Below are 13,593 nucleotides of genomic sequence, written 5' to 3'. Positions count from 1 at the left end.
CCCGCGGAGCGGGTACCACATCGCTGCGCGATGTGCAAGCGAACACCCGCGCTGCGCGCGGGTGTTGCGCTCCCGCTCCGCGGGAGCGCTGGCGGGACGCTGCGCGTCCCGCTCAACCTGACTGCTGCGCAGTCTGGTTGATGCTCCGTTCGCTGCGCTCCCGGAGCAGGGGGACTTCGTCCCCCTGCCGGGGGCCTGCGCTTCGCTCCGACCCCGGTACGGCGGGTCCGCTGCGCTCCCCCGCCTGACGGTCCTTCCGGCTGCGCCTCCAGAACCGTTGGGCCCGCTGTCGCGGGCCAGGCTGGCTAGGAGCGGCGGGTGGTGGCCGGCAGGGTTGTGGTCTTGATCTGGTGGTAGGTCACAAAGCCCCGCACGGTCACCGCTGCCCAGATGAAAGTACTCACCAAGGGCCACCACAGATCCCACCCCTGCTCCCCCTTGACGAGTGCCCTCACCCAGCCGACCGCCCAGCTGATGGCGAGGAACAAGGCCAGCCATCTAACCCACCGCCAGGTCCTCAAAGCCCTTCGGGCACGGGCCTCCTGTCCGCTGGACTCTTGTTGTTGGGCCTCTTTACCGTCCACGTCTACCGCCTACCCGCTGCAAGGAAATAGGCGTGCCTTTCGTATGCCCCAGGAGCCGCTGCCACGGCCGGATCGGCTTGAGAACAGGAGCGCGGACTACCGGGTTCAAGCGTTCGCGTGGCGTGGGGCAACGGCATGCCTCGGTGCAGCGGGATGCGCCGGCCTGTTCGCCGTGGCGGCCTGGATACGCCGCAGCCACACGGAGGCCGTGAGCAGCAGGCCGGTGAAGACCGTCAGGAGAAGTACGGAAACCCACATCTGCCGGCTTGCGGTGCGTCCATCCCATCCAGGCCGCCGCGGCCGCCCACAACAGGACTCCTGCCGCGTAGAAGGCGCGGACCTGGCGCAGCTGGCGCTCGGCCCGCAAGGACATGAGGTGATCAGTCTTCGGTGCCATGCCGGCCCGTGTACCCCGAACCACGCTATCCAGTGGGCGGTTCGCTTGACGCCCCTCAGGTTTCGCCGCCCGGCTTCCATGGCCTACCAGCCGGTTCGGGAGGCTGCGGGCCATCCAGGGCGCTGCGGAACTTTTCCTTGAAGCTCTTCGAAGGAGCCTCCTTCTCCTCCTGTGAATGCATGAGTCGGGCAGTGGTCACCCGTATGTGACACTCGCGGTGCCGCTGCCTGAGGAACACCACCCAGGCCCCGTCCTGGGTGAGGAAAGCCTGCCGGGCCGGCTCGTCTCCCGGCCGGGCGTGCCGAGCGAGAACTCCCGGCATGTAGTGCAGGGCCGCATCCTCGGCCGCTGCAGCGGCCTGTTCCTGGTCTCCTGCGATGTGCTGAGTGGCCACCAGTTTCCAGCGGTGCAGTCTGAGTTCCACGCCGTCGGCGCGCTTGGTCTCTCGTGTGTCCTCTTCGACGAGGACGTACCACTCGGCGGTCATGGTTGGAGCCTATCTTTCCTCTGCTGGTCGAAGCGCGATCCTCGGGTTGATGCAGCATGTAGTGTTGGAGAAAATGTAGGACACCCTGGGAGTGTGTAGTGCCTGGAAAGTCGTAGGCAGAGCACTGTTCCTGTGTCTGGGGAAAGCAGGGAGGGATTTGAATGGGTTCACTTCATGACGTCGAGGAATGGACACCCGCACACAAAGCTGTAGAGGGAAGCGACTACGAAGGACTGACCATCCTTCTTGACGCGGGAGCCGACCCGAACGAGCGGTGCTTCGGTCACACGCTGCTGACTCACGCCATCGACCTCGAGGGTGACGGCCACCTGCAGACGGGACACCCACTGAACACAGCTGCCACGGCCATCCTGTTGGCCTACGGCGCCGACCCGCACCTGCCAAGCGCACGCGGCGAGACACCTTTACAGATCGCCCATAGCTACGATCACGAGGCCGCCAAGCGCCTACTGCAGCGCTACCTGACAGCCGGGCAGAAACCAACGTCCTGAACAACCGGGACCACGACAGAGATCGTCCCATCCCAGGCCGACAGGGCCGCGCGGGCGCCCAGAGTGTCGGCCATCCCGCAGACGCTTTCGAGGATAGAGATCCGGGGGCTGGTTCCAGGGTGCTAGACGACCGGGAACAGGCGCATCCCGGCGGACGTCCGACTGATCGCGCGCAGAATCTCCAGGAGAAGCTAGAAAATGTCCGGAATTCAGCTTCGAGAACACCAGGTGGACGCCAATGGGCGTATCCGAAGGTGGGTGGGATTCCCTGCAAGATCACCTGTGCCCGTTCAGGGGGCGCGTGCCACGGTGGTGTCCGCCACCGGGTCCGGGAAGACGTTCACCGCCGCTGCGGCGGCGCTTGAGTGCTTCAGGGGCGGCCGGATCCTCGTCATGGTGCCCACCCTGGATCTGCTCGTGCAGACCGCCCAGGCCTGGCGGAGGATCGGCCACCACGGGCCGATGGTCGCGGTGTGCTCGCTGGAGAAGGACGAGGTCCTTGAGCAGCTAGGGGTGCGCACCACCACCAACGCCATCCAGCTCGCCCTGTGGGCCGGGCACGGGCCGGTGGTCGTGTTCGCCACGTACGCCTCGCTCGTAGACCGCGAGGACCCCGAGGACCCGTCGGGCGAGCACAGAGTCCGCGGGCCGCTGGAGGCCGCTCTGGCGGGCGGGGAGCGCCTGTATGGCCAGTCCATGGCCCCGTTCGACCTCGCCATCGTGGACGAAGCCCACTCAACCGCAGGTGATCTAGGTCGGCCGTGGGCGGCGATCCACGACAACAGCCGCATTCCGGCGGACTTCCGGCTCTACTTGACCGCCACCCCCCGCATCCTCGCCTCACCCCGCCCGCAGAAGGGCAAGGACGGCCAGGAGCTGGAGATCGCGACGATGGCCAGCGACCCGGACGGGCCGTACGGCGAACGGATTTTCGAGCTCGGGCTGTCGGAGGCCGTCGAGCGGGGCATCCTCGCCGGGTTCGAGATCGACGTGCTGGAGATCCGGGATCCTTCACCCGCGCTGGGACTGTCGGAGGAGGCGCTGCGGGGCCGGCGCCTGGCCCTCCTTCAGACAGCGCTCTTGGAACACGCGGCGGCGCACAACCTGCGTACGGTCATGACCTTCCACCAGCGGGTGGAAGAGGCCGCGGCTTTCGCGGTGACCCTGCCGAAGACCGCTGCCGAGCTGTACGCATCCTCTGAGGTCTCGGACGAGGCCTTGGCGGCTGCGGACCGGCTCCCCGCCTCGTCGATCGACGCGGAGTTCTACGAGCTCGAGGCCGGCCGCCACGTACCCCCGGAGCGCGTCTGGTCGGCATGGCTGTGCGGCGACCACCTCGTCGCCGAACGCCGGGAGGTCCTGCGCCAGTTCGCCGACGGCATCGACGCCGCCAACAAGCGCGTCCACCGGGCGTTCCTCGCCAGCGTGCGGGTCCTGGGCGAGGGCGTCGACATCGTCGGCGAGCGCGGCGTGGAGGCGATCTGCTTCGCCGACACCCGCGGCTCCCAGGTCGAGATCGTCCAGAACATCGGCCGGGCGCTGCGCCCGAACCCCGACGGCACGAACAAGGTCGCCAGGATCATCGTGCCCGTCTTCCTCCAGCCCGGCGAAGACCCGACCGACATGGTCGCCTCCGCCTCGTTCGCACCCCTCGTAGCCGTCCTCCAAGGCCTGCGCTCACACTCCGAACGCCTCGTCGAACAGCTCGCCAGCCGGGCTCTGACCAGCGGGCAGCGGCACGTGCACGTGAAGCGGGACGAGGACGGGCAAATCGTTGGCACCACGGCGGAAGGCGAGGGCGGGCAGGACGAGACCGAGGGCGCAGTCGAGTCAGCGCTGCTGCACTTCTCCACCCCGAGGGACGCGGCGACGATCGCGGCGTTCCTGCGCACCCGGGTGTACCGACCGGAGTCCCTGGTCTGGCTGGAGGGCTACCAGGCCCTGCTGCGCTGGCGGAAGGACAACCACATCACCGGCCTGCACGCCCTCCCGTACGACACCGAGACCGAAGCCGGCGCCACCAAGGCGTTCCCCCTGGGGCGGTGGGTCCACCAGCAGCGGCGCACCTACCGCGCGGGTGACCTCGACGCCCACCGCAAGACCCTGCTCGACGAGGCCGGGATGGTGTGGGAACCCGGCGACGAAGCCTGGGAGACGAAGCTGGCGGCGCTGCGCTCCTACCACCGCGCCCACGGCCACCTCGCCCCCAGACGCGACGCCGAATGGGGCGACGCCGACAGTGAACTGGTCCCGGTCGGGGAGCACATGGCCAACCTCCGCCGCACCCACGGCCTCGGCAAGAACCCCGAACGCGCCGCGACCCGGGCCGCCCAGCTGGCCGCGATCGACCCCGACTGGAACTGCCCCTGGCCACTGGATTGGCAACGCCACTACCGCGTCCTCGCCGACCTCGCCGCCGACGAACCCGACGGCGTCCTGCCCGACGTCGCCCCCGGCGTCCTCTACGAAGGCGACGACCTCGGCAAATGGCTTCAGCGGCAACGTCGCAGCTGGGCAGAGCTCTCCGAAGACCAGCAGCAGCGGCTGACAGCGCTGGGCGTGAAACCCGCCGAACGGCCAGCGCTAGCTTCAGCAGCCAAGGGCACCGGGAAGGCATCAGCCTTCCAGCGCGGTCTGGCGGCCCTCACTCAGTACATCCAGCGGGAAGGCAGAACCGTCGTTGGAAGGGCGCACATTGAGGAGTTGCCGGACGGTTCGGTGATCAGGCTGGGTGTGTTTCTGAGTAACCAGAAGGCCAGGCGTGACCGTCTGGATGCGGAGCAGCGAGCAGCCTTCGCTGAGCTGGGCTACGCCTGGGCCGAAGAGCAGCCCGAGCGCGGCTGACAGCACATCTGCGAGGTCAGGGGCGCCCGGCAGGACCGGCGGGCCTGGGTCTCGGGCATGCGTTTCCCTTTGGCTTGTTTTGCCCATTACTGGATGAGCCGACAAGACGTTTGGCTCTGGGTGCGGAGCACGAAATGGGATGCGGAAACGGCCGGGCCGGCCGATGTCAGAGCTGTGGACGTACGGTTCTTGGCTGCGGGCGGGACGACGGAGTGTTCGTCGTGGCAGGCGGCGGCCGCCGAAGTAGCCTTCGAGCAGTGTCCGCCTGTGAGGCCGTTTTCAGCCCGCAAGGGCAAGCGCATGGCGCCGGGATGGTGGTGGTCGGCGACCACCGGACGGCTCGTGCACTACGGCTCTGGGGCGATGCGGCTGCATCTGATGCTGCTCGACCGCGATCCACGCGTCAGTGGCCTGGCCAGTCGGCCACTGGAACTGCGGTGGCGTGCGCCGGGCGGAGTATGTACGCATGTCCCGCAGGTGATGCTCCGGCTCACCGACGGCCAGGGGGTCTTGGCTGACTGCACCGCCAGAGGGGAGCTTTCTCGGCGGCAGCGGTCCCTCGCGGCGGTGGTCGGTGAGGTGTGTGCGGCGGTGGGCTGGCGGTACTGGGTGCTGGGTCCGGTCGATCCGGTGTACCGGCGCAACGTGACCTGGCTGGCCGGATACCGGCATCCGCGGTACCACGGAGGACAGCAGCTGGCGGCGGCGTTGAGGGAGTCGTTCGCCGACCGTACGCCGCTGTGGGAGGGCGTGCGCCGGACCGGGGATCCGATGGTGGTCCTTCCCGCGCTGTTCCATGCTCTGTGGGCGGGGCGGCTGTCCGCGGATCTGGGCGCTCCCATGCATGAGCGGATGCCGGTGTGGGCGCAGACGGCGTGACGGGGGCACGGGGCCGGGGGTCCGGCGGGCCGGTGGTCGAGGTGGGGTCCCGGGTGCGGTTCGAGGGGCGGGCCTGGACGGTAGCGGCCCTCGCTGGCGGGCAGGTGCGGCTGATCGCCGGGAACGGCGAGATGGCGGCGCTGCTGCTGTCGCTGTTGTTCGCCGACGAGGGGTTCGAGGTTGTGGCTGCGCCCGCCGTCTGCCGGGTGCCGCCGCTGGGCTTGCTGGAGTCGTTGCCCGTACCGGTGCGGGAGCGGGCGTTGGCATGGGAGCGGCATGTGCGGGAGGTGGAGACGGGGCACCCGGGCGGATCCGGTGTGGTTGGTCCTCTACGGGCTGAGTACGACCCGCAGGTGCGGACGTTGGCGCAGCGGGAGGAGGCGAAGGCGGCAGAGCTGTCGGCGGCGGGTATGCCGACCAGCGCGGTGACGGTGCGGCGCATGCGGGCCCGCTACCGCGACGGCGGGCTGTGGGGACTGGTGGATCAGCGGGCCGCCCGGCCCCGGTCAGCACTGGGGCGTGCGGATGAGCGGGTGGTGGCCGCCCTGCGGGAGGTGCTGGAGGCCGGGCAGGAACGCTCCAGCGGGACGCTGGGGCGGCTTCGGGTGTACACCGGACGGCTGCTGGCCGAGCGGCACGGCCACGGGGCGGTGCCGCTGCCGTCGGCCGCGACGTTCAACCGGCTCGTGCACGCCCTGGCCGACGGGCGCGGGCTGCTGGGCAGTGCGCGGCAGCGCCGCTGGCGCTCGGCGCGGCCGGCTCCGCCGTTCGTCCCGACGACGGTGATGGCGCCGGGTGAGCTGGTGATGATGGACAGCACCGTGCTGGATGCCTTCGTGGTGCTCGACGACGGAGTGGTGGAGCGGCCCGAGCTGACCATCGCGCTGGATGTGGCGACCCGCAGTATCTGCGCGGCCGTGCTGCGCCCGAAGGGAACCCGCAGTGTGGACGCGGCGCACCTGCTGGCGCAGATGATGGTCCCAGCGCCGATGCGGCCTGCCTGGCCCGAGGCGCTGGCGATGGAACGCTCAGTGATTCCCTATGAGCGGCTGCTGAGCGTGGATGACCGCCTGGAAGGGGCCGCAGCACGCCCGGTCATTACCCCGCGGACCGTCGTGGTCGATCAGGGCAAGGTGTTCGTCTCGTCCTCGTTCGTCGCCGCCTGCGGGTCGCTGGGCATTTCCCTGCAGCCGGCGCCGCCGGGCAACGGGCCGGCCAAAGGGCATGTGGAGCGCACGTTCTCCTCGATCAACACGCTGTTCGCCCAGCACGTGGCCGGCTACACGGGTTCCCACACCGGCGAACGCGGCCGGGATACCGAAGGTGAGGCGGTATGGACGCTCGCTCAGCTGGACGACCTGCTGCAGGAGTGGATCATCTGTGGGTGGCAGGTCCGCCCGCACGACGGGCTGCGGCACCCGATGATGCCCCGCCGCGCTCTGTCGCCGAACGAGATGTGGGCGGTGCTGGTCGCCGTGTGCGGATACGTCCCGGTGCCGCTGGGGCGTGAGGACTACATCGAGCTGATGCCCGTCAAACGGCAGAAGATCAACGACTACGGCATCCGCATCGACTACCGCACCTACGACCACCAGGTCCTCAACCCCTACCGCGGCGAAGCCTCGCCGACGGCGGACGGCCTGTGGGAGATCCACTACAACCCGCACGCTCCTGGCCAGGTCTGGGTGCGCCTGCCACAACCCGGCCAGCCGCGAGGGTACGGGTGGGAGGTGGTGCCCTGGATCCACCACACCCTGGTCAGCGCCCCGTTCACCGACTTCACCTGGCAGCACATCCGGCGCACCGTCGCCCAGCGCGGCAGCCGCGTCCAGCACGAACACGACCTGGCCCTCGCTCTGCGCGAGCTGCTGGAGCGCGCCGCCGCCGGGCACGGCAGCCGCCGGGACAAGGTCGTCGCCGCCCGGGCCCTCGCCCACGGCGCCGCGAACCAGGACGGTGCGGTGTGGGGGCTCCTGTACGGCCAGCCGCCGCAGACGGAAGCCGACAGGCCCAGCGAGGACGACGCCTTCGACCACGGTGAGGAGCTCTTCGCCGAAGACGAAGGGGAGGAGGCAGCCGACGCAGCGGGTGAGCGTCAGCCTCCTGGGCCCGCCGTCACCCGGGGCCTTGCAGCGGCCGGGACTCAGGGCGGCCAAGCGCGGCCGGCGCGAGATTCCTCCGTCACGGTCTACGACCCCTTTGAGGAATCCCTGCGATGGTGAGTCCGCTCTCGAACGACGCCGCCGGGTTCGCTCCGCTGGCTCCTCCGACCCTGTGGCAGGGCTGGGACGCCTTCGTCCACCGGGCGCCGGCCCCCGCCCTGGACGCCGACGACGGCGCCTGGTCCCAGACGGAGCGCGAGGACTACCACTCCGAACTCGCCGTCATGCGCACCCCGGCCATGGACAGTGTCTTCACCACCGTGCGACGGCTGTTGCTGGTCAACCGCCGCCAGCAGGCGGGCGCCCGGCGCGGTCTGATCATCTCCGGTCCGGCCACGACCGGGAAGACCACCACGATGATGGCGCTCGGGCGTTCCTTCCATCTGGCCGACGCCCGCCAGCACCCCGGCCAGGACGGCAGAAGACCGGTGCTGTTCATCAGTGTGCCGCCGGCCGCCACCCCGAAGATGCTCGTCAGCGAGTTCGCCCGGTTCCTCGGCATGCCCATCACCGACCGCCTCAACCAGACCCAGATCACCGGCGCCGTGTGCGACCTGCTGTGCGAACTGGGCACCCAGCTGGTCCTCATCGACGACGTCCACCTCCTGGACACCCAGCGGCGCGCCGGTGCGGAAACCTCCGACCAGCTCAAGTACCTCGGCGAGCGCATCCCGGCCACCTTCGTCTACTCCGCCATCGACATCGAGACCTCCTCACTGCTCAGCGGAGTACGCGGCGCGCAGATCGCCGGCCGCTTCAAAATCTTCCGCCACCGCCCACCGGCCTACGCGACGGAGCAGGACCGGGCTGTCTGGAACGACCTCGTTGGGGCCATGGAGAATCTGCTGCGGCTGCGCGCACACCGGCCCGGAACCCTGGTCAAGCACGCCGCCTACCTCCACGCCCGCACCGGCGGGCGGATCGGCAGCCTCTCCCACCTCATCCGCGAAGCCGCCCTGATCGCCATCACCGAAGGCACCGAACGCATCACCAAGCAACTGCTCGCGGAGGTCGAACTCGACGCGGCCGCCGAAACCCGGGCCCGGCCGGTCCGGCCCGCACGACGGAAGTAGGAGACATCCGGCGTGGCGCACCGGTCCAGCACGACGGCACACAGCCGCAAGCCCGGGAACGAGCGTGCGGGAGACAAACCGGCGGCGTCCGGCATCCTCGTCACGGACCTGGCCGGCGGGGCGGCCGGACGGGTGGCACCGCTGCGCGGGGAGCTGACGCTGTCGTTCCTGAACCGGCTCGCCGCCCGCTACCACCTCGGCCTGCGCGACCTGCTCGCCGCCATCACCGAGACCGACGGCCGGCAAAACGTCGCCGGGATGCTCCACCCGGACAGCGAGATCCACCTCAACGCCCAGGCACGCGAACGAGTATGCGCCCTGAGCCATGCACAGGCAGCGGTGCTGGAGAGCGCTCTGCCGGCGTGGACACGCGCAGAACCACACGCGCACTACCCGGGCGGCCCGGCCGGCCGCCTGACCCGCGGCGAGGAAGCCGTCGCCCCGTGGGGGCCCGCCTGCCCCGCCTGCTGTGCCGCGCGCACCGGACGCGGTGTGCCTGCTCGGCGCTACCTGGCACCTCAGGAGCGGGTCTGCGGCCGCCACCGGTACTGGCTGATGTTCCTGCCCTCAACCGGCGGGCTGCCGGTACCCCTCGCTTCCTGCCCCGAGGTCCTCCAGGCCCATCGGCGGCACGCCCGGCTGCTCTGGCGTACGCCGGAGGGTGGGCAGGCCTTCGACGTCGCGCGCGCCGTCACCGGAGCCTGGTGGCACGAGCCCTGGACGGCCGAAGAACACATCTGGCCGGCCCGGCTTCAGGCCACCCGGCCCGCCGGCACCGATCCCGGCTGGTGGAAGACAGCCGCCCGCGACCTGGTCACCTACCCCGAGACCGTCGCCCTGGCACGCCTGCTGGCCAGCCGCACCCTGCAGCAGCGCACCGTCACCGAGACACGCGGCCACCTCCCCCACCGGCTGGGCGAGTTACCGCAATTGCTGACCGAACTCGCAGACCAGGTCGGGCGGCCGTGGCTCGCCCACCACCTGGCCGCCGTCACCCACGGGCCGCTGTTCACCTGGGCCCACTCCTTGGTACGCACCCACACCGCCCCAGACCCTGCCACACAGAAGGCACTGTGGACCGTGCACTCGGCCCACCGGCCCCGCCCCCTGAGCGACCTCCTCCCCCATCCACCGGCCGCAGACGGCGCCCCGCCCGCGCCAGGGCCCGCCAAACGGCTGCGCGGTCACAGTCTCGAGGCCGAGCGCGCCTTCACCCAAGGACTCGCCCACGCCCGCGCCTATCACAAAGAACACGGGCACCTCGCCGTACCCAAAGAAGACACTCCCGCCGGCTATCCGCTGGGCCAGTGGCTCGCCAACACACGCGCACGCCACACCCGCATGCCCGCCCACCAAGCCGCCGCCCTCACCGCCCTGTACCGGTGGTGGAACGCGCCTTGGAGCACCCTGTGGCAGCGCACCTGGCACCAAGCCCGCACCCACACCGACACCCACGGCCCGCTCCAGCCGGCCCGCGGCTTCCCCACCACCAGCTACAGCCTCGGCGAATGGCTGCACCTGCAGTGCACCCGCTACCCCGCCCTCCACCCCGAACAGCAGCGCCTGCTCGCCGAGATCGGTATCGACCGCGAGGAGGCGGCCGCCGCCCGGCCCAGACGGCGCAGCAGCGCAGGACGCTTCCAGGTAGGGCTGGGGCACGCCCGTGCCTTCGCCGAAGTCCACGGCAACCTCGCCGCCGTCGCCCAAGCGACCCTGCATGACGGCTACCCGCTCGGGCAGTGGCTGGCCAACCAGCGCAACCGCTGGCGCACCGACCGCCAGCCCCTGCCCGCCGCCCGGGCACAGGCCCTCGAGGACATCGATCCCTGGTGGAACCCGCCCTGGCACCTGACATGGCAGCGCCGCTACTACCGCGCCCGCGACCACGTCGACGCCGGCCACCCCCTGCACCCGGAGAACGGCTTCGACGGTCTCGACGATGGCACCGCTGACTGGCTGTGGCGCCAGTGCGCCACGCACGACGAGCTCCACCCCGAGCAGCGGCAACTCCTCACCGACATCGGCATCACCACCGAGGTAGCACGCAGCGCCCGGGAACATACACGGACGGCCCCGACGAGATTGGCTGCTGCCCCGGCTCCGGAGACAAAAGACAAGACCAGCCAGGCCAGAAGGGCTGCAAATCCCGCAACTCCCACCGGTCCGCGTCGCGCACCGTGTGCCGCCGAGCCGAAGCGTCCCCGCGAGCCCCGCAGCCGCCTCGGGCACCGCCCCGACCTGAGGCCGGGCTTCGAGACGGCCCTGGCACACGCCCGGGCCTGGCACTCTGAACACGGCCACCTCGCCGTACCCCGCGACACCCGGCACGACGGCCACCCGCTGGGCATGTGGCTGTTCAGCCAACGCAACCGCGCCAAACAACGCGCCCGCGCAGGGCTACCGCCCTCACCCCACCTGACCGAACTCACCACGATCGACCCCTGGTGGAACCCACCGTGGGACCTGCACTGGCAGCGCAACTACTACCGCACCCGCGACCACATCGAAGCCGGAAAACCCTTCGACCCCGCCGCCCGCATCCCTGCCCCGAGCACCGTCCTCGGCACCTGGATCACCCGGGCCTGCCTCCAGTACGGCCAACTCCACCCAGACCAACAGCACCTGCTGAACGCTATCGGCATCACCGCCCAGACAGCCGAACAGTGGCCTCCCAGCCCCCGCCCCCGGCCCCACGCCGAAGCCCTCACTCACGCCCGTACCTGGGCTAGCGAACACGGCCACCTCTGCCCGCCGATCAAGACCGTCCACAACGGCTTCCCACTGGGCCAATGGCTCGACAGCCAACGCCAACTCGCCAAAAAACGCAGCAGCCCCTCCCCCACCCAGCAGACACTCGCCACGATCGACCCCTGGTGGAACCCACCCTGGCCCATCCTGTGGCAACGCACCTACCACCACGCACACACCCACCCCCGCCACCCCACCACCCGCCAATGGCTCCAAAACCAGCAACGCACCTGGCCACTCCTCCACCCCCACCAACAACACCTCCTCACCACCACCGGGCTCATCGCAGGCTGAACACCGCCAACACCCGTACCCGGCTCCCTTCCTGTCCCGACAATGGGCAGATGGCCGATCCGCACTTCTTCAACGACGAGCCCTTCCTCGACCACGAGGAAGGGCCTGACCTGCTCGGACACGGGCAATACGCCCAGCATGTGCTCAGCCTGCTGGACCGGGTACGAGCCCAGACCGAAACCGGAGTCCTCGCGCTGATCGGCCCCTGGGGCTCAGGAAAGTCCAGCGTCCTCGGCAAAGTGACACGCCGTCTACGGGATACAGCCAACGATGACGGCTGGCTGGTCGCGGAACTCAACCCATGGCTGTACTCCGATCTGGAGTCCCTCACCCTGGCGCTGTTCAGCGAGATCCGCGAAGCCCTCCCGGATAACGAACGGTGGTCTGAGGCGCGAGAGAAGATCGGCGGATTCGGAAAGGCCATCAGCCCTCTGGGGAAGGTCACTGCTCTCTTCGGCCTGGACTCAGAGGGACTGATCCAGGAGGTCAGCAACCGCATCAGCGGCGACACGAGCGCCTCCGCCGCCAAACACAAAGCCGAGGAAGCCCTGCGCAAAGCAGGCCGGCCGGTCCTCGTCGTCATGGACGACCTCGACCGCCTCACGCCCGAAGAGCTCCTCGTCGTCTTCAAGCTGGTACGCCTGGTAGGCCACTTGCCAGGGGTGTACTACCTGATCAGCTTCGACGAACGGACCCTGCTGGACGTCCTGCAACGCAGTGAACTGGTCGGCAACAGCGAGCCCCGCGCACGCGACTTCCTGGAAAAGATCATCCAGGTCCGGCTGGACCTTCCCGCGTTCCGTGAGCGCGACGCCGACATCCTGGTCGACCGCTCCCTCGCAGCAGTCCTCGCCTCGCACAGCCAGACCCTGACACTCAGCGAGCAGGAAAGGCTCTCTGAGGCCTACTACCGGCACTTGCAGGCCCGGCTGCGTACCCCGCGGGCCATCAAACGGTTCTTCGGCCAGGTGGACGCCACCCTCGGCCAGCTCACCGGTAACGTCGACATCGTCGACTTCATGCTCGTCACCTTCCTGCGCACCACCGAGCCCCGCGCCTACCAGTTGCTGTGGCAGCACCGAGCCGAACTCACCGGCACCAGCGTCGACCTGCCCTCCCGCCGCGACGAGCAGCCCGAACAGCGCATCGACCGCTGGCGCACCAGGCTCCAGGACGCCGGCGTCGCCGAACAGCACCTGGACGACGTGATCGGCTTGATGGGCATGCTGTTCGCACCACTCCGCCAAGCACTCGGCTACGGCGCCAACACCCAGGCCATCGCGCTGCGGCGCGGCATCGGCAGCATCGACTACTTCGACCGGTACATGGTCTTCGGCATCCCCGACGACGACCTTCCCGAGCACACCTTCGACACCGCCCTGCAGCAACTGGCCGACGGCACCCCAGGCGCCGAAACAGACGAACTGTTCCTGCGCCTGCGCGACGACACCCAGCGCATCGCCCGCCGTATCGGGTACAAACGCGCCGCCGGCACTCCCCTACCGGTGGCCGCACTTCTGAGTGGGCGGTTCGTGAGTTGATGTCCGTTCCGGACTTGGTTACTGCTTCTTGCTAAAGGTGCCGGGCTCGGCCTCGGTGAGGATTCCTAGTGT

At 69.6% G+C, this 13,593-nt stretch carries 8 protein-coding genes; 7 read left to right on the top strand and 1 reads right to left on the bottom strand.

Annotated features, from left to right (window positions below):
* Nucleotides 1-1,036 precede the first annotated feature (1,036 nt).
* Nucleotides 1,037-1,468, bottom strand: coding sequence for a hypothetical protein (locus ACZ5XS_RS45170; protein ID WP_468661543.1), 432 nt, complete (start codon nt 1,466-1,468; stop codon nt 1,037-1,039).
* Between the two features lie 161 nt (nt 1,469-1,629).
* Here ACZ5XS_RS45170 and ACZ5XS_RS45165 point away from each other — a divergent pair, with 161 nt between their 5' ends.
* The 7 genes from ACZ5XS_RS45165 to ACZ5XS_RS45135 all read left to right on the top strand — a co-directional run bounded on the left by ACZ5XS_RS45165 (nt 1,630) and on the right by ACZ5XS_RS45135 (nt 13,521).
* Nucleotides 1,630-1,980, top strand: coding sequence for an ankyrin repeat domain-containing protein (locus ACZ5XS_RS45165; protein WP_468661542.1), 351 nt, complete (start codon nt 1,630-1,632; stop codon nt 1,978-1,980).
* 198 nt (nt 1,981-2,178) lie between these two features.
* Nucleotides 2,179-4,824, top strand: a complete 2,646-nt coding sequence (locus ACZ5XS_RS45160) for a helicase associated domain-containing protein (protein WP_468661541.1) — start codon at nt 2,179-2,181, stop codon at nt 4,822-4,824.
* Nucleotides 4,825-5,091: 267 nt separating this feature from the next.
* Nucleotides 5,092-5,703, top strand: a complete 612-nt coding sequence (locus ACZ5XS_RS45155; RefSeq protein WP_468661540.1) for a TnsA-like heteromeric transposase endonuclease subunit — start codon at nt 5,092-5,094, stop codon at nt 5,701-5,703.
* Nucleotides 5,685-7,925 (top strand): Mu transposase C-terminal domain-containing protein, encoded by a 2,241-nt coding sequence (locus tag ACZ5XS_RS45150; protein WP_468661539.1) that lies wholly within the window; start codon nt 5,685-5,687, stop codon nt 7,923-7,925. Before ACZ5XS_RS45155 ends, ACZ5XS_RS45150 begins: the two co-directional genes overlap by 19 nt.
* The gene (locus tag ACZ5XS_RS45145; protein WP_468661538.1) at nt 7,919-8,938 is read left to right on the top strand and encodes a TniB family NTP-binding protein; all 1,020 of its coding nucleotides are present in this window, start codon (nt 7,919-7,921) and stop codon (nt 8,936-8,938) included. Before ACZ5XS_RS45150 ends, ACZ5XS_RS45145 begins: the two co-directional genes overlap by 7 nt.
* Nucleotides 8,939-8,950: 12 nt before the next feature.
* The gene (locus tag ACZ5XS_RS45140) at nt 8,951-11,980 is read left to right on the top strand and encodes a Helicase associated domain protein (RefSeq protein WP_468661537.1); all 3,030 of its coding nucleotides are present in this window, start codon (nt 8,951-8,953) and stop codon (nt 11,978-11,980) included.
* 50 nt (nt 11,981-12,030) lie between these two features.
* Nucleotides 12,031-13,521, top strand: a complete 1,491-nt coding sequence (locus ACZ5XS_RS45135; protein ID WP_468661536.1) for a KAP family P-loop NTPase fold protein — start codon at nt 12,031-12,033, stop codon at nt 13,519-13,521.
* The last annotated feature ends 72 nt before the right edge of the window (nt 13,522-13,593 follow it).

It is taken from the genome of Streptomyces sp. NPDC033131 (assembly GCF_055578365.1).
This window is presented reverse-complemented; position numbering and strand designations above follow the sequence as displayed.

Excerpts from the sequence above, each read along its gene's own strand:
- ACZ5XS_RS45170 (WP_468661543.1), bottom strand. The coding sequence starts at position 1,468 with ATGACCGCCGAGTGGTACGTCCTCGTCGAAGAGGACACACGAGAGACC.
- ACZ5XS_RS45165 (WP_468661542.1), top strand. The coding sequence starts at position 1,630 with ATGGGTTCACTTCATGACGTCGAGGAATGGACACCCGCACACAAAGCT.
- ACZ5XS_RS45160 (WP_468661541.1), top strand. The coding sequence starts at position 2,179 with ATGTCCGGAATTCAGCTTCGAGAACACCAGGTGGACGCCAATGGGCGT.
- ACZ5XS_RS45145 (WP_468661538.1), top strand. The coding sequence starts at position 7,919 with ATGGTGAGTCCGCTCTCGAACGACGCCGCCGGGTTCGCTCCGCTGGCT.
- ACZ5XS_RS45135 (WP_468661536.1), top strand. The coding sequence starts at position 12,031 with ATGGCCGATCCGCACTTCTTCAACGACGAGCCCTTCCTCGACCACGAG.